Consider the following 18,240-nt stretch of genomic DNA (forward strand, 5'->3'; position numbering starts at 1 on the left):
CAACCCTTTGATCGATCATCGATCAGGGAGTTAGAGTCGCCGACGGGCTCCCACCAGAGCCTCCGCCCTGTCCTGCCAAGACGAAGGGCACCCCCACACCCCTTACCGATGAGGGAACCCCCCTCCGCATCCGGAAGGCGGCGCAATGACCGACCCCACCGCAATCCAGCCGAGCGAGCTCGACCAGCTCCCGGACCGCGACCCCGAGGAGACCGCCGAGTGGCGGGCCTCGCTGGACGCCGTCACCCAGGCGGCCGGGCCGCACCGCGCCGCGTACCTGATGCGGCGCACGCTGGAGCGCGCCGAGGCGGGCGGACTCTCGCTGCCCAAGCTCCTTGAGACCGACTACGTCAATACCATCCCCACCGCCGCCGAGCCCGCAGTGCCCGGCGACGAGGAGATGGAGCGCCGTATCACCGCGTGGAACCGCTGGAACGCGGCCGCGATGGTGACCCGGGCCTCGAAACTCGGCGTCGGCGGGCACATCGCCACCTTCGCCTCGGCCGCCTGGCTCTACGAGACCGGCTTCAACCACTTCTTCCGGGGCAAGGACTCCCAGGACGCTCCCGGCTCCGGCGACCAGCTCTACATCCAGGGCCACGCCTCCCCCGGCATCTACGCCCGCGCGTTCCTCGACGGCCGCCTGACCGAGGCCCACCTGGACAACTTCCGCCAGGAGGCGGGGGGCAACGGTCTGCCGTCCTACCCGCACCCGCGCCGTCTCCCCTGGCTGTGGGAGTTCCCCACGGTGTCGATGGGCCTCGGCCCGCTGTCGGCGATCTACCAGGCGCGCTTCAACCGCTACCTCACCAGCCGCGGGATCAAGGACGTCTCCCAGTCCCATGTCTGGGCGTTCCTCGGCGACGGCGAGATGGACGAGCCCGAGTCGACGGCCGCGCTCGCGCTGGCGTCCCGCGAGGGTCTGGACAACCTGACCTTCGTCATCAACTGCAACCTGCAGCGCCTCGACGGCCCGGTCCGCGCGAACTTCAAGATCGTGCAGGAGCTGGAGGCCCAGTTCCGCGGCGCCGGCTGGAACGTCATCAAGACCCTGTGGGGCACCGCCTGGGACGAGCTGTTCCAGCTCGACACCACCGGCGCGCTGGTACGCCGTCTGCGCGAGGTGCCGGACGCGCAGGTGCAGACGTACCAGACCCGCGACGCGGCCTACATCCGCCAGGACTTCTTCGGGGCCGACCCCGCGCTCGTCGAGATGGCCAAGCTGCTGTCCGACGACAAGATCCTCGAATGCTTCCACCTCTCGCGTGGTGGTCACGAGGCGCGCAAGGTGTACGCCGCGTACAAGGCGGCCGTGGAGCACAAGGGTGCCCCGACCGTCATCCTCGCCCAGACCGTCAAGGGCTTCACGCTCGGCGAGGGCTTCGCGTCGAAGAACGCCAACCACCAGATGAAGAAGCTGACGGTGGACGAGTTCAAGTCGATGCGTGATCTGCTGGAGCTGCCGATCTCCGACGCGCAGTTCGCCGACGGAGTCGTGCCCTACGGCCACCCGGGCGCCGACTCCCCCGAGGTCCGCTACCTCCAGGAGCGCCGCGCGGCCCTGGGCGGCCCCGCCCCGGCGCGCCGTACGCACGCGCTCGCCCCGCTGCCGGCACCGGCCGAGAAGGCGTTCGCGTCCTTCGACAAGGGCTCGGGCTCGCAGAACGTGGCGACGACCATGGCGTTCGTCCGCCTCGTCAAGGACCTGGTCCGCGACAAGCAGAGCGGCAGGCGCTGGGTGCCGATCGTCCCCGACGAGGCGCGCACCTTCGGCATGGAAAGCCTCTTCCCCTCCCTCGGCATCTACTCGCCCAAGGGCCAGACGTACGAGCCGGTCGACCGCGACCAGCTGATGTACTACAAGGAGGCCAAGGACGGGCAGATCCTGAACGAGGGGATCACCGAGGCCGGTTCCATGGCCGACTTCATCGCCGCCTCCACGTCGTACGCGACGCACGGCGAGGCGATGATCCCCTTCTACATCTTCTACTCGATGTTCGGCTGGCAGCGCACGGCCGACCAGATGTGGCAGCTCGGCGACCAGCTGGGCCGCGGCTTCCTCATCGGCGCGACGGCGGGCCGTACGACGCTGACGGGCGAGGGCCTGCAGCACGCCGACGGCCACTCGCCGGTGATCGCCGCGACCAACCCGGCGGCCCTGACGTACGACCCGGCGTTCGCGTACGAGATCGCGGTGATCGTGAAGGACGGTCTGCGCCGGATGTACGGCGAGGCGGCGCCGGGTGAGGACCCGAACGTCTTCTACTACCTCACCGTCTACAACGAGCCGCTGCCGCAGCCCGCGAAGCCGGCGGTGCCCGCGATCGACGAGGGCATCGTCAAGGGCCTGTACCGCTTCAACACGGCGGAGTCGGCGGGGCTGTCGCTCGTGGCCAACGCCCCGCGCATCCAGCTGCTGGGTTCCGGCACGGCGATCCACTGGGCCCTCGACGCCCAGAAGCTGCTCGCCGAGGAGTGGGGCGTGGCGGCGGACGTCTGGTCGGCGACGTCGTGGACGGAGCTGCGGCGCGACGCGCTGGAGGCGGACGCCGCGCTGCTGCGGGGCGAGGACCGCGTGCCGTACGTACGCAGGGCACTCCAGGGCGCCGAGGGTCCCGTCCTCGCGGTCTCCGACTACATGCGGCAGGTTCCCGACCAGATCGCGCAGTGGGTGGAGCAGGACTACTCCTCGCTCGGCGCGGACGGTTTCGGTCTCTCGGACACCCGCGACGCGGCTCGCCGCCACTTCGGTGTCGACGCGCAGTCGATCGTCGTCGCCGCCCTCGCCCAGCTCGCCCGGCGTGGCGAGGCCAAGGCGACGGCGGTGAAGGAGGCACGGGAGCGGTACGGACTGTGAGGTCGTAGGGGCCTCAGAACACCGGAGGGGCTGGATGTCCAGCCCCTCCGGCATCATGAACCCATGCGTGCTGCCCGGCTCATCAAGATGGTGCTGTTGCTCCAGTCACGACCGTCCATGACCGCGGCCGAACTGGCCCGCGAGCTGGAGGTGTCCGAGCGGACGGTGACACGGGACGCGCAGGCGCTGTCGGAGGCCGGCGTCCCGGTGTACGCGGACCGCGGGCGAGCCGGCGGGTACCGTCTCATCGGCGGGTACCGCACCCGGCTGACCGGCCTGGCCCGCGGCGAGGCCGAGGCACTGTTCCTCAGCGGCGTGCCGGCCGCGCTCCGGGAGATGGGGCTGGAGGACGCCGCCTCGGCCGCCCGGCTCAAGGTGTCCGCCGCCCTCCTGCCCTCCCTCCGCGACGCCTCGCGCACGGCCTCGCAACGGTTCCATCTGGACGCCCCCGCCTGGTTCAAGGAGCCCGAGACACCCGAGCTGCTGCCTACGGTCGCGGACGCGGTGTGGGACGACCGGCGGATCACGGCCCGCTACCGGCGCGGGGACGACGAGGTCGAGCGGGAGCTGGAGCCGTACGCGCTCGTCCTGAAGGCAGGTGCCTGGTACCTGTGCGCACGCGTGGCGGACGCAGGCTCGTCCCGGGCCTCGTTCCGGGTGTACCGCATCGACCGGTTCACCGCGGTGACCGTCCGCGAGGAGCGCTTCGCGCGGGACGAGGAGTTCGACCTGCCGGCCTTCTGGGAGGAGCGGGCCGCGCAGTTCGCGCGGTCGATCCTGCGTGCCGAGGTCGTGGTGCGGCTGACCGGGGAGGGCGTACGGCGGCTGGCGTACACCGTGGATCCGCGGTCCGCCCGGGAGGCCCTGGCGGCCGCGGGTGACCCGGACGAGCGGGGGCGGGTGACCGTGACGCTGCCGGTGGAGTCCGAGGAGGTCGCCCACGACCAGCTCACGGCCCTGGGCCCGGAGGTGGAGGTGCTGTCCCCGGCGACCCTGCGGAAACGGTTCACGGACGACGCGGCGCGTCTGGCGGAGCTGTACGGCTCGTGACGCCGTGGGGCGATCGGGTGTGGGGTCATGGACCTGTGGGCCCCGTCCAGGTGCGTCCCTCCGCCGGAGGGCCGATGCTGGTCCCGTGATGGACGAGACGGAGTTCTGGGAGCTGGTGGACACGACCCGGGAGGCCGCCGAGGGCGACCCCGAGGATCAGGCCGACCTGCTCGTCGAGCGGCTCGTCCAGCTGGACCCGGACGCGGTGCTGGACTTCGCCCGGCACTTCGAGTCCCGCTACAACCGCGCGTACCAGTGGGATGTGTGGGGTGCCGCGTGGGTGCTGCTCCACGGGGCCGGTGACGACGTGTTCGACTTCTTCCGGTGCTGGCTGATCGGTCAGGGCCGGGAGGTCTTCGAAGGCGCGGTGCACGATCCGGACTCGCTCGCCGATCTCCTGGAGGACTTCGACGACGAGGTCGACGGGGACGGCGAGGAACTGGGGTACGCGGCGGACGAGGCGTACGAACAGCTCACCGGCACCGTCGCCCCGGACCTCGGTATCACGCCCGCACCGCCGGAACCCGAGGGCACTCCCGTGGACTTCGAGAACGAGGCCGTGCTCGCGCAGCGCTATCCCAGGCTCTGGGAGCGGTTCAGGGCCTGACAGCGGCCTCCGGGCGCGGGGGGCCTCCCGGGACCGGACCACGCACGGGATGCGTGTGGCCGTCCCGCCGTCGTGCGGCCCCCGACGGTCGTACGGGAGCGGCTCGTACCGCCCCCCGCCCCTTTGTATCCGCCCCGTCGCGGTCGCCGTATTCGCGCCGTCCGGAAGACACGCATGGCCTCGGTCCGGCCCCCGGCCCGGCCCCGCCGCGACGTGGGGTGCGCCATCCGGTGGAACCATCGCCCGGGTCCGGGGCGTTTCTACAGGTCCAGGCGCGTGTGGCTGATTCCGCCGGTCCGCCCGAGCCTGCCTGATCACCGGGCCCGCCCCACGCGTACTAGGGGGCCCAAGAGAAAGGCGCGTGGAGTGGACGTGCTCGACATCCTGCTGTTGCTGGTGATCCTGGCCTACGCGGCGTCCGGTTACCGCCGTGGCCTGGTCGCCGGCTGTATCTCGCTGGCCGGGTTCGTGGGCGGCGCGGTCGTCGGCGTATGGGTGTTGCCCTGGGTGATGGGCCTGGTGACGGCGGGGACCCCGGCGGCGACGCTCACGGCCGTGGTGACGGTGCTGGCGCCGGCGGTGGTCGGGCACGAGTTGGCGGGGCGCCTGGGACTGCTGCTGCGTCGGGAGTTGGATCGCGGTCCGCTCCGGGTGGCCGACGGAGTCGGCGGGGCCGCGGCCAACACGGTCGCCGTCCTCATCGTCGCCTGGGTGGCCGCCAGTGTGCTGGGCGCGTCCTCGTCCCCGCTGGTGACCCAGGCCATTCGCGACTCGGCGCTGCTCGGCGCCGTGCAGAACACCATGCCGGAGACGACCCCCACCTGGTTCTCGCGCGCCACCTCCGCGCTCACCGAGGCGGGTTTCCCACAGGTCTTCAACCCGTTCGAGAACGAGGCGACGGCGCAGGTGGCCAAGCCCTCCGGGGACAGCGTCACGGCGAGCGCGACGAACGCGGCCAAGCGCAGCACGGTGAAGGTGGAGGGCGCGGCCGACGGCCAGGGCCGCGAGGGCAGCGGCTTCGTGTACGCGAAGCGGCATGTGATGACCAACGCCCACGTGGTGGCGGGCATCGACGAGCCGACCGTCCGCGTCGGCGGCGTGGGCCGCCCGTACGAGGCCCGGGTCGTGCTGTTCGACCCCGAGAAGGACGTGGCGGTCCTCTACGTGCCGGACCTCGACGCACCCGTGCTCCGTTTCGACGACTCCGCCGGGCGCGGCGACTCCGCGGTCGTCGCCGGTTACCCGCAGGACGGCGGCCTCGACCTCCAGGCGGCGACGGTCGCCAGCCGCATCGACGCGACCGGCCAGAACATCTACAACACGGGCACGGTCACCCGCGAGATCTACTCCATCCGCTCCACCGTCCGCCCCGGCAACTCCGGCGGCCCTCTCCTCAAGCCCGACGGCAGCGTGTACGGCGTGGTCTTCGCCCGCTCCACCTCCGACGACGAGACGGGTTACGTCCTCACGGTGAACGAGATCGCGGGGGACGCCCAGCAGGCGAGGAACGCGACGACGCCGGTGGACACGGGCGCGTTGATCGCCTCGTAGCGCACGGGCACCGCTGCGGGGGGACCCGAGTCAGAGGTGACAGCCCATCAGGACATCGTCCACGTACGCCCCGTCGAGCAGGAACTCCTCGGGAAGGACGCCCTCCACCGCGAACCCCTCGGACTCGTACAGTTTCCTGGCCGGGGTGTTGTGCCCGAGGACGCGCAGGGTGAGCCGTCGTGCGCCCTGCCGCCGGGCCTCCTCCCGTACGGCCCGCAGCAGCGCCCGGCCGACCCCGGCTCCGCGCGCCGTCTCGGCGACCGCGAGGCCCTGGATCTGCCGCACATGGGAGTTGCAGGCGAGGGTGCTCGGGTAGCCCAGCCGGATGTAGCCGGCGAGCTTCCCGTCGAGTTCGGCGACGAGATGGTCCCGCGGCCCGAACCGCTCGTTGAAGAAGGGGTCGTACGGCGGCTGGGGGCGCGGCTGGACGGAGTGCAGCGTGGACCAGGTCACGCGGTCGAGGCGGGCGAGTGCGTCCTCGTCGTCGTGGAGGGCGAAGCGTATGTACGGAACCGGCATGGGGGCCACAGTACGGCGACCGGCGGAGTCCGACCTGTGGTGCGGTGGCGCACCCGGCAGGATGGTGCCATGAACGCTGACGCACCACTGGACGGCGACGAACCCCTCGACACCGCTGCGTCGCTGGGCGACGACGGCGAGGACGCACCGGCTCCCGGTTCCCGGATCGCGATCGCCGGGGCTTCGGGGCTGATCGGTTCGGCACTGGCGCGCTCGCTGCGGTCGGACGGGTACGGCGTGGTCCGGCTCGTACGACGAGCGCCGCAGGGCGAGGACGAGGTGCGGTGGGACCCGGAAGCCCAGCGGGTGGACACGGCGGGGCTGGCCGGGTGTGCGGCGGTGGTGAACCTCGCCGGGGCCGGGGTGGCGTCGCACCGCTGGACGGCGGCGTACAAGGTGAGGCTCCGGGCCGGGCGGGTGCTGGGTACGGCGGCGCTCGCCGAGGCGGTGGCCTCGCTCGACGGTCCGCCGCGTGTCTTCGTCAACGGCAGTGCGATCGGGTTCTACGGGGACACGGGGGACCGGACGGTCGACGAGTCGGCGCCACCCGGTGAGGGGTTCCTGCCCTCCCTCTGTGTGGAGTGGGAGGAGGCGACGGCGGCGGCGCGGGAGGCGGGCGTCCGGACGGTGCTCGCCCGTACGGGTCTGGTGGTGGCGCGGGGCGGTGGGGCGTGGGGTCCGCTGTTCCCCCTGTTCAAGGCGGGTCTGGGGGGCCGTCTCGGGAACGGCCGTCAGTACTGGAGCTTCATCTCCCTGCACGACGAGGTGGCCGCCCTCCGGCACCTCATCGACACGCCGTCGCTGTCGGGGCCGGTGAACCTGACGGCGCCCGAGCCGGTGACCAACCGCGAGGTGACGGCCGTGATGGGGCGCGTCCTGCGTCGCCCGACGCTCTTCTCGGTCCCCTCCCCCGCGCTCCGGCTCGTCCTCGGTGAGGTCGCCGGTGACGTCCTCGGCAGCACGCGGGCCGTCCCGGCGCGGCTTCTGGACTCCGGCTTCACGTTCGCGTTCCCGACGGTGGAGTCGGCGGTACGGGCAGCGCTGCGCTGAGCCGCACGGGGTGTGATCCGCCCCCGCCGCCCCTGCCCGTCCCATCCCCAAGGGCTCCGCCCCTTCGACCCCGCCAAGGGGGCTCCGCCCCCTGGACCCCCGGCTCCGGGGCTCCGCCCCGGCCCTCGTCTCGGGGGCCAGCCCCCGAACCCCCGCTCCTCAAACGCCGGAGGGGCTGGATTGTGGCGCCGGTCGAAGCATCCGACGCGCCCCCCATGCGTCCGTGCGAGGGCGACGCGCGACTCCTCCCGACCGCCCAGCCACCTACCCTCATCCCGAACTCGGGTATTCCACAAGCCTGTTGGGGGCATGACGTCTCCAGCAGCCGCGCGACCTCGGGAGGGGCCCGTGCTTGAGTCGGCGCACCAAGCGGAAACCGTGGACGTCATCGTCGTGGGAGCCGGGGTCGCCGGCCTCGCGGCCGCCCACCATCTGACCAGCGCAGGACTGAGCGTCACCGTACTGGAGGCCGCCCCCGCCGTGGGCGGCCGCATGGCCACCGAGAAGGTCGACGGCTTCCGCCTCGACCGCTCGGCCCCGCTGCTGTCGACGTCGTACCCGGAACTCACCCGTATCCCCGCCCTGGGCTCCCTGGTCCTGCACCCCTTCGCCCCGGCACTCCTGTTGCACGCGGGCGGACACCTTCACCGCGCCGACACGGCTCCGGCCACCCCCCGAAGCTCAAGGGGCGCACTCACCGCCGTACGCGCCCTCGCGAGCGCCCCCCGTATGTCTCGCGCCCAGGGCGCCCCGCGCACGCCCCGTCCGGGCCCCCTCGGCACCCCGGCGGACCAGACCCGCCTGGCCGCCGCCCTCGCCCGGCTCGCCGCCACCCCGCCCGAACAGCTCCTCACGCGGACGGAACTCCCCGCCGCCCAGGCTCTGGTGAGCCGAGGCTTCCCGGCACGCGCCGTCGACGGTTTCCTGCGCCCCCTGCTCACCGCGCTGCTCGCCGACCCCGCGCTCCTCACCTCCAGCCGGTGTGCCGACCTCGCCCTGCACTCCTTCGCGACGGGCCGCCTGTGCCTCCCGGAGGGCGGTGCCGACACGCTCCCGGAGCTCCTCGCGACCACACTCCCGCCGGGCAGCGTGCGGACGGGCGTACGGGTGACATCCATCAGCACCACCTCCGTCACCACGGCCGACCACGGCGAACTCCCCTGCCGTGCCGTCCTGTTGGCCACGGGCGCACGCGCCGCCGCCGAGTTCCTCCCCGGTCTGCGCGTCCCCGCCTTCCACCCGGTGACGGTCCTGCACCACACCACGGACGAACCGCCGCTCACCGAACCGGCTTTGCTCCTGGACGCCGACCGCGGCGGCCCGGTCTCCCACACGGCGGTCATCAGCCAGGTCGACCCGTCCCGGGCCCCGGCCGGCCGCGCGCTGATCTCCTCGACCGTGCTGGGCTCGCTGCCGGACCCGGCCCATCTGGATGCCACGGTCCGTTCCCAGCTCGCCCGCCTCTACGGCACGTCGACGACCCGCTGGGAACTCCTCGCGGTCCACCACGACCCGGAGGCCGTGCCCGCGATGCCCCCGCCGCACGACCTCCGGCGCCCGGTACGGCTGCTCGCCGGCCTGTACGTCTGCGGGGACCACCGCGACACGAGCACCGTCCAGGGCGCCCTCCGCTCCGCCCGCCGGGCCGCCCACGCCGTCCTCACGGACCTGGACACGCAACCGGACTCAGGGGTGGAGCCCCTCGAAACGGCGGCGTGAGGCGCCCGGCCGGTCCGGGCGCCCCCCGCCGCCGTACGCCCTGCCCCTACCCGAGCGCCGCCACCCGGTCCCGGTATCCCCGTACCGGTGCCGCGTCCCGGTACGGCTCCAGCCGGCGCTCGAAGTCGCGTACGTACTCGACCGCCCGGACCGACCGCATCTCGGCCGCCTGTCCGGCGGCCTCCGCGCCCAGTTGGCAGGCCTGGTCGAGTTCGCCGAGCCCGAGCCGGGCGGAGGCGAGGACGACGCGGCAGAAGAGACGGCTGCGGGCGTAACCGGGGGCGCGCAGTTGCAGGGAGCGCTCGGCGTGCTGGGCCGCGGCCCGGTACTGCTGGAGGTCACGGTGGCAGTGCCCGAAATCGTCGGCGAGCTGGGCCTGGTCGAAGAACCGCGCCCAGTACGGCACCTCGTCTCCGGGCTGGGCGGCCTCCAGGGCCCGCTCGGCCCGGACGAGCGCGGCGGTGCAGGCCCGCACCTCGCCGAGCACACCGTGCCCGCGTGCCTCCACGGAGTGCAGCAGCGCCTGGACGACGGGCGGTGCCGACGATCCGACGCCCTGCTGGGCCACGCGTGCCAGCTGGACGGCCTCGCGCCCGTGACCGAGGTAGATGGCCTGGCGGCTCATCGTCACGAGCACGTACGACCCGTACATCCGGTCCCCGGCCGCCTGCGCGAGCCGCAGCGCCTGGACGAAGTACCGCTGGGCGAGTCCGTGGGCGGCGATGTCGTACGAGGTCCAGCCGGCGAGCCGGGTGAGGTCCGCGGCGGCCGCGAAGAGGCGGCGGCCGGTCTGCTCGCCGTACGCGCCCCGCAGCATCGGCTCGGCCTCGTGTTCCAGGTAGCGGACGAGGGCCTGGCGGGCGTGGCCGCCGCCGTAGGCGTGGTCGAGGGCGCGGAAGAGCTCGCCCACCGAGCGGAGGGCTGCGATGTCGCCCGCGGTGACCCGCTGGCCGGGGCCGCGCTCGGTCTGGCTGCGCTGCCGGGACGGGAGTCCCCCCTGCTCGGGCAGAGCCGGGAGCTTGGGGGCGGGGCGGCCCTGCGCGGGAATGCGCCCGGCGCCCGGGTCGCCCCGGCCCACCCGGTCGTCGGCGCGGCCGATCAGCCAGTCCCGGCTGGGCACGACGAGCCCCGCCGGGGTGAACGCGATCTTCCGGAGCTCGGCGTGGCTGCCGGAGTCCTTGCGCCACAGCCCGCTGACGATGTCGATGGCCTCCTCGGGGGTCGCGGCGAACTCCAGGCCCGCGTAGACGGGCGCGCACGCGTCGAGGCCGAGGTCCTGGGCGGAGAGCCGGCGGCCGAGGCGGCGCGTGAACACCTCGGCGATCAACGCGGGCGTCGTGCCCCTGGGCTGCTGGCCGCGCAGCCAGCGGGTGACCGATGTCTTGTCGTATCTCAGGTCGAGTCCGTGTTCGAGGCCGAGCTGATCCACACGACGCGCCAGCCCCGCGTTGGAGAACCCCGCTTCTGCGATGAGGGCGGCGAGCTGGCGGTTGGGGGTGCGCTGCGGGGGTCGTTCCGTCATGTGCGGTGCGGTCTCCTGCCTTCCCGATCTTCGGCGAGGTGCCCGGATTGCCGGTGAGCAGCCCTTATGGCCTCGTGAACGGCGTGAATGTAGCGGAGAGTGAGCGGCTGATCACATTCTTTGCCTTCTATTCATACGATCGGGTGAAGATTGGCCGTGCGGCTGACGCGCATCGGCCGGGCGTACAGTGGCTTGGGCGCGTACATGCATGACGAACGCATCGCGCGCCGACGAATACTCGGACGAGTGCGTGGCGCGGTCGGCGCTGTGCACGCGTCCAGTGCTTCCAGGGAGGCGCTTGCCGTGAGTGAGCTGCGGTTCGTCCGCATGGGGTTCGGTGCCGAGGCCGTCGAGTACCAGGTGGCGTGGGACGAACAGCGCCGGGTGCACGCGGCGCGGTTCGCGGACGAGGTACCCGACACCGTGCTGCTGCTGGAGCATCCGCCGGTCTACACGGCGGGCCGGCGTACGGCCGACAACGAGCGGCCGCTCGACGGCACACCCGTCGTCGACGTGGACCGCGGCGGCAAGATCACCTGGCACGGTCCGGGTCAGATCGTGGGCTACCCGATCCAGAAGCTGCCGCGCCCGGTGGACGTGGTGGCCCATGTGCGGCGCCTTGAGGACGCCCTGATCCGCACGTGCGCGGAGTTCGGCCTGGAGACCACCCGGGTCGAGGGCCGCAGCGGTGTGTGGGTGCTCGGCGACCCCGTGGACCAGCGGCCCGCGCTCGGCGGACTGTCCCTGGACTTCGACCCGCGACTGCACGACGAGGAGTTCGACCCGCGCCTCAACGGGCCCGAGTACGCGCCCTCCAACGCCGGGCAGCGGCGCGAGGACCGCAAGATCGCCGCGATCGGCATCCGGGTGGCCAAGGGCGTCACGATGCACGGCTTCTCGTTCAACGTGAACCCCGACAACTCCTGGTTCGACCGGATCATCCCCTGCGGGATCCGTGACGCGGGCGTCACCTCCCTGGCCGCCGAACTGGGCCGGGACCTGACGATCCCGGAGGTCCTGCCGGTGGTGGAGCGGCACCTGCGGGACGTGCTGGAGAACGCGGAACCGAAGCCGCGCGAGGTGGAGCGGGCGGCGGTGTAGCCCGGCGGGGGCGGAGGAGCCGAGCGCCCCCAGGACGGGAATGCCACCCGCAAGCCGAAGGTTGCCCACCTCGGAGGCCGAGAACCGTACGGGCGTACCCTGGTGTACGCCGAAGAATCAAAGCTACAGGGAGCCGATGTGTCCGCAGTCTCACCCGACGGACGCAAGATGCTGCGCCTGGAGGTCCGGAACAGCCAGACCCCCATCGAGCGCAAGCCCGAGTGGATCAAGACCCGGGCGAAAATGGGTCCCGAGTACACGAAGATGCAGAACCTCGTGAAGAGCGAGGGCCTGCACACGGTCTGCCAGGAAGCCGGCTGCCCCAACATCTACGAGTGCTGGGAGGACCGCGAGGCGACCTTCCTCATCGGCGGCGACCAGTGCACCCGGCGCTGCGACTTCTGCCAGATCGACACGGGCAAGCCCGAGGCCCTGGACCGCGACGAGCCGCGCCGCGTGGGCGAGTCCGTGGTCACCATGGACCTCAACTACGCCACGGTCACCGGCGTCGCCCGCGACGACCTGCCCGACGGCGGCGCCTGGCTGTACGCCGAGACCGTCCGGCAGATCCACCAGCAGACCGCGGAGCGGGCGGACGGACACACCAAGGTCGAACTTCTCGCCCCGGACTTCAACGCCGTCCCGGAGCTGCTGGAGGAGGTCTTCGCCTCCCGCCCCGAGGTCTTCGCCCACAACGTCGAGACCGTGCCGCGGATCTTCAAGCGGATCCGCCCCGGCTTCCGGTACGAACGCTCGCTCCAGGTCATCACCGCGGCCCGCGACTACGGCCTGGTCACCAAGTCGAACCTGATCCTCGGCATGGGCGAGACCCGCGAGGAGGTCAGCGAGGCGCTCCAGCAGCTGCACGACGCCGGCTGCGAGCTCGTCACCATCACGCAGTACCTGCGCCCGAGCGTCCGCCACCACCCCGTGGAGCGCTGGGTCAAGCCGCACGAGTTCGTGGAGCTGAAGGAGGAGGCCGAGGAGATCGGCTTCTCCGGAGTGATGTCCGGCCCGCTGGTGCGCTCCTCGTACCGGGCCGGCCGGCTGTACCGGATGGCGGTCGAGCGGCGGGGCGCGTACGTGGCGTCCCAGGCCGTCTGACCCGACCCGACGTACGGGCGTACGTCGCGTACCGCACCGCCGCGGGTGGTGGCACTGCGTGCCACTTCCCCAGGTGTGAATCTGCGCACAAGCGGCTACTGTCGAGTAGTGGCCAGGACGACGCGGCTCTGACCATCCCCGCAGACAGGGGGCACCCTCAGGGCCGCGTCAAGGTTCAAGGGCCGCAGGACAAGGTTTCATTGGCGTTTGACCGGTCGGTCACGCCCTGGTAACACCATTCAGTGACCCTGGTTTCACATCACGTAGAGCCCTGACCAGAGCCGCCATCCCTGAGAAGGACCTCCATCATGCAGGCCGCACCTGTCCGCGCCACCGCGATCCCGTCGTTCACCGATGCACTCCGTGCCGTCGAGTCGCTGCTCATGAGCCGCGGCCAGCGCACCGCCCGCCGCAACGCCTGGACCTCCGTCCTGGAGGACCGCCGTCGTGCCAAGGACCGGATCGAGGCCCAGCGGGTCCTCGACGAGGCCGTCACCTCCCAGCGAGTCCTCGACGAGGCCGTCACCTCGCAGCGACTCTGACCTCCACCGCACCGCGTCCCGCTCCGCGTTGGCACCGCCGTCGTCCTCGCCTGGCGGGCCACGTAGACTTCGTGGCATGGCGAGGAAGGAAACCGCAGCGGACGCTGCGAACCCCGGGCGACTCAAGCAGATCGCCCTGACTTACAAGATGACCCGCAAGGCCGACAAGAAGATCGGTCTTGTACTCGCGGCTGTCGGAATCGTCACCTTCGGTGTCTTCCTCGCGATCGGTTTCTTGATCGGTCACCCCATCTATCTCGGCATTCTCGGCTTCCTGCTCGCCTTCCTCGCGACGGCGATCGTCTTCGGGCGGCGGGCCGAGCGGGCCGCGTTCGGTCAGATGGAGGGCCAGCCGGGTGCCGCGGCCGCGGTGCTCGACAACGTCGGCCGCGGATGGACGACCACTCCGGCGGTGGCGATGAACCGCAGCCAGGACGTGGTGCACCGCGCCGTCGGCAAGGCGGGCATCGTGCTGGTCGCCGAGGGCAACCCGAACCGGGTGAAGAGCCTGCTGGCCGCCGAGAAGAAGAAGATGACCCGGATCGTGGCGGACGTGCCGGTGCACGATCTGATCGTGGGCACCGGCGAGGACCAGATCCCGCTGAAGAAGCTCCGCACCACGATGCTGAAGCTGCCGCGTGTGCTGACCGGGCCCCAGGTGACGGCCACGAACGACCGTCTGCGGGCGATGGGGGACCTGATGAGCAACATGCCGTTGCCGAAGGGGCCCATGCCGAAGGGGATGAAGATGCCGCGGGGTGGTCCGAAGCTTCGGTGAGAGCTTCCGAAACGTCGGTGAGAGCTTCGCCGAAGGCTTTCTTGAGCGACTTCGAGGCCCGGGGAACCGAAAGGTTTCCCGGGCCCTTGCACGCTCAGATGCGTTGCTCAGATGTGCACGCTCAGATGCGGAGCTCCACCGTCCGGGCCAGGCGGTCGTGCAGGCCCCTGCCGTCGCGGTCCCAGATGAGGGGCGGGATGGCGAGGCAGAGCAGAAGCGAGCGGAGGAGGGCCCGGAGGGGGTTCACCGTGCCGGTGTCCTGGGCCACCACGCGGATGCCGAAGAGACGCTTGCCGGGGGTGAAGCCGACCGTGCCGACGGTCAGGACCTGGAGCACGAAGAAGATCAGCAGCGCCCAGTTGCCGGTAGCCTGGCCGTAGCCGTCGGTGATCAAGCTGTATGCGATCAGGACGCACAGAGCCCAGTCGACGGCGAGGGCTCCGAGCCGTCGGCCGGGGCGTGCGATCGAGCCCGATCCGGACTCCGGGAGACCCAACTGCTCACCGGGGTATCCGAAGTCGACGCCCGCGTCCTCGGCGGCCGCGCGGGGGCCGGAGAGCCACGATCCGAGTGCTTGCCTCTTGTCCACCCGACCACCGTACTTCCCTCGTACGGGGATCCTCACAGGTGGGGTGGGCGGGGCCCGGGTCGGTTAACTTGAACGAAACAAACGGGTCACACCCGAGTAATCACCCGTCCCTAGTGTCGAGGTCAGCGTGTGCCACCGCACTGGCCGCACGAACGAACTACCACCCCGGCACGGACGGTCGGGAGTAGGAGGAGCTGGATGTTCCAGAACGCCGACGAGGCCAAGAAGTTCATCGCGGACGAGGACGTCAAGTTCATCGACGTCCGCTTCTGCGACCTGCCTGGTGTGATGCAGCACTTCACGGTGCCGGCAGAGGCCTTCGACCCGGCCGAGGAGCTCGCGTTCGACGGCTCCTCGATCCGTGGCTTCCAGGCCATCCACGAGTCCGACATGGCGCTCCGCGCCGACCTGTCCACCGCGCGCGTCGACCCGTTCCGCCGCGACAAGACGGTCAACATCAACTTCTTCATCCACGACCCGATCACGGGTGAGCAGTACTCCCGTGACCCCCGCAACGTGGCCAAGAAGGCCGAGGCGTACCTCGCCTCGACGGGCATCGCCGACACCGCGTACTTCGGCCCCGAGGCCGAGTTCTACGTCTTCGACTCGGCCCGCTTCGAGACGAAGGCCAACGGCGCCTTCTACGAGATCGACTCCGAGGCCGGTGCCTGGAACACGGGTGCCGTGGAGGACAACCGCGGCTACAAGGTCCGGTACAAGGGCGGTTACTTCCCGGTCCCGCCGGTCGACCACTTCGCCGACCTGCGCGCCGAGATCTCCCTGGAGCTGAACAAGGCCGGTCTGCAGGTCGAGCGCCAGCACCACGAGGTGGGCACCGCAGGCCAGGCCGAGATCAACTACAAGTTCAACACGCTGCTCGCCGCCGCCGACGACCTCCAGCTCTTCAAGTACATCGTGAAGAACGTGGCGTGGAAGAACGGCAAGACGGCGACCTTCATGCCGAAGCCGATCTTCGGTGACAACGGCTCGGGCATGCACGTCCACCAGTCCCTGTGGCAGGGCGGCTCCCCGCTGTTCTACGACGAGGCCGGTTACGCGGGCCTGTCGGACACCGCCCGCTACTACATCGGCGGCATCCTCAAGCACGCCCCGTCGCTGCTGGCCTTCACCAACCCGACGGTGAACTCGTACCACCGTCTGGTGCCGGGCTTCGAGGCGCCGGTCAACCTGGTGTACTCGCAGCGCAACCGCTCCGCGGCCATGCGTATCCCGATCACGGGGTCGAACCCGAAGGCCAAGCGGGTCGAGTTCCGCGCGCCCGACTCCTCCGGCAACCCGTACCTGGCCTTCTCGGCACTGCTCCTCGCGGGTCTGGACGGCATCAAGAACAAGATCGAGCCGGCCGAGCCGATCGACAAGGACCTGTACGAGCTGGCTCCCGAGGAGCACGCGGGCGTTCCGCAGGTCCCGACCTCGCTTCCGGCCGTCCTCGACTCCCTTGAGGCCGACCACGAGTTCCTTCTCCAGGGCGACGTCTTCACCGCCGACCTGATCGAGACGTGGATCGACTACAAGCGCACGAACGAGATCGCTCCGCTTCAGCTGCGGCCGCACCCGCACGAGTTCGAGCTGTACTTCGACGTGTGATATCGCCCGGGTCCGGGCGGTCGCCGGGTCGCCTGACCGTCTGCTCCGCCCTGGAGCGCCGGGTCACCCTGTGAGCCGTCGGCCGTGCCCTCCCCCGCCGGGGGGCACGGCCGACGGCTTTCTGCTGCCCCGAGCCCCGTCGGCTTCTCCTCGCCCCCGCCGCCCCTACCCGTCCCATCCCCAGGGGTTTCCGCCCCTTCGACCCCGAACCAGGGCGCTCCGCCCCCTGGGACCCCCATCTCTCCCGGGGCTCTGCCCCGGACCCCGGTTTCGGGGGCCGGCCCCCGGACCCCCGCTCCTCAAACGGCAGAGGGGCTGGCGCAGGGACTGGATGTGCGGGCGCCGCTGGTTTGCCGACCAGGACTGGGACCTCCCGGTTGACGCCGGGGCCCTCCGGCTGAGGCCGGGACTTTCCGGCCGGGCCGGCGCTCTCCATCTGAGGCCGGGATCTTCCAGCTGGGTATTTCCAGCCGATGCCGGCTGCCCCCAGCCCGTCCGGCGCTTGAGGACGAGGCCGTCAGGCAGATGAAGCCCCCACCCACCCGCACATGTCCCCCGGAACCGTCCCGCCCCAACCCGCCAGCGGGGGTCTGGGGGCGGCAGCCCCCAGGGAAGCTCAAAGGGCTCTTTGCACCACCTGGGGTCGGCCGCGGCCGCTCTATGGTGGTTTTCGGGTGCACACTGGCAGAGGGACGAGTGCCTGAGTGCGGGGTGATACAGATGGTGAACCGTTTCCGGAGCGACCGCGGACTGGTCGCGCGGATGGTACTCACGGTGTTCCTGCTCGGACTGCTGTACGTGGCCTTCGTAGGCGTCCTGATCGTGCTGCTGAAGAGCGCTGTGCTGGTCATCGTGTTCGCCGCCGCGCTGCTGGGCGCGCAGTACTGGTTCTCGGACCGGATCGCGCTGTACGCGATGCGCGGACGGATCGTGGAGCGGGACGAGTATCCGCAGCTCCACGGGGTCGTCGACCGGCTGTGCGCGGTGGCGGACATGCCGAAGCCGCAGGTCGCCGTGGCAGACATGGACATGCCCAACGCATTCGCCACGGGCCGGAACCAGGATCACGCCGTGGTGTGCGTGACCACGGGGCTGCTCAGGCGGCTGGAGCCGGACGAACTGGAGGGCGTGCTCTCGCACGAGCTGTCCCACGTGGCGCACAAGGACGTCGCCGTGATCACCGTGGCGTCCTTCCTGGGTGTGATCGCCGGGCTGATCGTACGGTTCGCCTTCTACTCGCAGATGTTCGCGCGCGGGCGCAAGGACCAGAACACCCTCGCCGTGTTCGCGGCAGTCATCGGCGTCTCCATCGCCGTGTACGCGATCAGCTTCGTGCTCATCCGGACCCTGTCGCGGTACCGGGAGCTGGCCGCCGACCGGGCGGGCGCGCTGCTCACCGGGCGGCCCTCGGCGCTGGCGTCCGCGCTCACGAAGGTGGACGGGGCGATCGCCCGGATCCCGACCCGTGACCTGCGGACCGCGCAGGCGTTCAACGCCTTCTATTTCACCCCCGCACTCGGTGACTCGCCCGTCTTCCAGCGCGTCTTCTCCACCCACCCGAGCCTGGAGCAGCGGCTCGACCAGCTGGCGCGGATCTCGACCGAGCTGGGGGAAGCGGCGGCACCCGGAAAGGCAGGCTGAGA

The 18,240-nt window shown here is 71.2% G+C and carries 15 protein-coding genes; 12 read left to right on the forward strand and 3 right to left on the reverse strand.

All coding sequences use genetic code 11. The features are described 5' to 3' along the window. The first annotated feature begins 145 nt into the window (after window positions 1-145). The 4 genes from aceE (at window position 146) to IE262_RS07055 (ending at window position 6,065) form a co-directional block, all read left to right on the forward strand. Window positions 146-2,857, forward strand: coding sequence for a pyruvate dehydrogenase (acetyl-transferring), homodimeric type (aceE, locus tag IE262_RS07040; protein WP_189872087.1), 2,712 nt, complete (start codon window positions 146-148; stop codon window positions 2,855-2,857). Between the two features lie 63 nt (window positions 2,858-2,920). Next, window positions 2,921-3,907 carry a helix-turn-helix transcriptional regulator gene (locus tag IE262_RS07045; protein WP_189872089.1) on the forward strand — a complete coding sequence of 329 codons (987 nt, stop codon included), beginning with the start codon at window positions 2,921-2,923 and terminating at the stop codon, window positions 3,905-3,907. 88 nt (window positions 3,908-3,995) lie between these two features. Continuing rightward, window positions 3,996-4,514 (forward strand): DUF4240 domain-containing protein, encoded by a 519-nt coding sequence (locus IE262_RS07050; RefSeq protein ID WP_189872845.1) that lies wholly within the window; start codon window positions 3,996-3,998, stop codon window positions 4,512-4,514. 366 nt (window positions 4,515-4,880) lie between these two features. Then, window positions 4,881-6,065 (forward strand): MarP family serine protease, encoded by a 1,185-nt coding sequence (locus IE262_RS07055; RefSeq protein WP_134032259.1) that lies wholly within the window; start codon window positions 4,881-4,883, stop codon window positions 6,063-6,065. A 30-nt stretch (window positions 6,066-6,095) separates the two neighbouring features. On the opposite strand, the gene IE262_RS07060 is transcribed toward IE262_RS07055, so the two are convergent. Beyond that, complete coding sequence (locus tag IE262_RS07060; RefSeq protein WP_189872091.1) at window positions 6,096-6,584, reverse strand: GNAT family N-acetyltransferase; 489 nt, start codon at window positions 6,582-6,584, stop codon at window positions 6,096-6,098. A 69-nt stretch (window positions 6,585-6,653) separates the two neighbouring features. On the opposite strand from IE262_RS07060, the gene IE262_RS07065 reads away from it, so the two are divergent. Continuing rightward, window positions 6,654-7,634, forward strand: a complete 981-nt coding sequence (locus tag IE262_RS07065; protein WP_189872093.1) for a TIGR01777 family oxidoreductase — start codon at window positions 6,654-6,656, stop codon at window positions 7,632-7,634. Between the two features lie 348 nt (window positions 7,635-7,982). Next, the gene (locus tag IE262_RS07070; protein ID WP_189872095.1) at window positions 7,983-9,353 is read left to right on the forward strand and encodes an NAD(P)/FAD-dependent oxidoreductase; all 1,371 of its coding nucleotides are present in this window, start codon (window positions 7,983-7,985) and stop codon (window positions 9,351-9,353) included. A 46-nt stretch (window positions 9,354-9,399) separates the two neighbouring features. On the opposite strand, the gene IE262_RS07075 is transcribed toward IE262_RS07070, so the two are convergent. Further along, window positions 9,400-10,875, reverse strand: coding sequence for an NsdA family TPR-like regulatory protein (locus IE262_RS07075; RefSeq protein ID WP_189872097.1), 1,476 nt, complete (start codon window positions 10,873-10,875; stop codon window positions 9,400-9,402). A 303-nt stretch (window positions 10,876-11,178) separates the two neighbouring features. On the opposite strand from IE262_RS07075, the gene lipB reads away from it, so the two are divergent. The 4 genes from lipB (at window position 11,179) to IE262_RS07095 (ending at window position 14,400) form a co-directional block, all read left to right on the forward strand. Next, on the forward strand, window positions 11,179-11,976 hold the full coding sequence (gene lipB / locus IE262_RS07080; RefSeq protein ID WP_134032238.1) for a lipoyl(octanoyl) transferase LipB: 798 nt from the start codon (window positions 11,179-11,181) through the stop codon (window positions 11,974-11,976). 138 nt (window positions 11,977-12,114) lie between these two features. Further along, window positions 12,115-13,080: a lipoyl synthase gene (lipA, locus tag IE262_RS07085; RefSeq protein ID WP_134032235.1), complete on the forward strand. Its 966-nt coding sequence runs from the start codon at window positions 12,115-12,117 to the stop codon at window positions 13,078-13,080. A gap of 308 nt (window positions 13,081-13,388) precedes the next feature. Further along, window positions 13,389-13,622 carry an SCO2195 family GlnR-regulated protein gene (locus IE262_RS07090; protein ID WP_134032232.1) on the forward strand — a complete coding sequence of 78 codons (234 nt, stop codon included), beginning with the start codon at window positions 13,389-13,391 and terminating at the stop codon, window positions 13,620-13,622. 76 nt (window positions 13,623-13,698) lie between these two features. Further along, a complete protein-coding gene (locus IE262_RS07095; RefSeq protein WP_189872099.1) occupies window positions 13,699-14,400 on the forward strand; it encodes a DUF4191 domain-containing protein in 702 nt (233 codons plus the stop codon). Between the two features lie 121 nt (window positions 14,401-14,521). On the opposite strand, the gene IE262_RS07100 is transcribed toward IE262_RS07095, so the two are convergent. Continuing rightward, window positions 14,522-14,989 carry an RDD family protein gene (locus IE262_RS07100; protein WP_134032226.1) on the reverse strand — a complete coding sequence of 156 codons (468 nt, stop codon included), beginning with the start codon at window positions 14,987-14,989 and terminating at the stop codon, window positions 14,522-14,524. Between the two features lie 198 nt (window positions 14,990-15,187). On the opposite strand from IE262_RS07100, the gene glnA reads away from it, so the two are divergent. Both glnA and htpX read left to right on the forward strand, forming a co-directional pair. Next, a complete protein-coding gene (gene glnA / locus IE262_RS07105; RefSeq protein WP_134032223.1) occupies window positions 15,188-16,597 on the forward strand; it encodes a type I glutamate--ammonia ligase in 1,410 nt (469 codons plus the stop codon). Between the two features lie 720 nt (window positions 16,598-17,317). Then, a complete protein-coding gene (htpX, locus tag IE262_RS07110; protein WP_189872101.1) occupies window positions 17,318-18,238 on the forward strand; it encodes a zinc metalloprotease HtpX in 921 nt (306 codons plus the stop codon). The last annotated feature ends 2 nt before the right edge of the window (window positions 18,239-18,240 follow it).

The sequence above is a fragment of the Streptomyces bluensis genome, from assembly GCF_014650715.1.
Lineage (GTDB): Bacteria > Actinomycetota > Actinomycetes > Streptomycetales > Streptomycetaceae > Streptomyces > Streptomyces bluensis.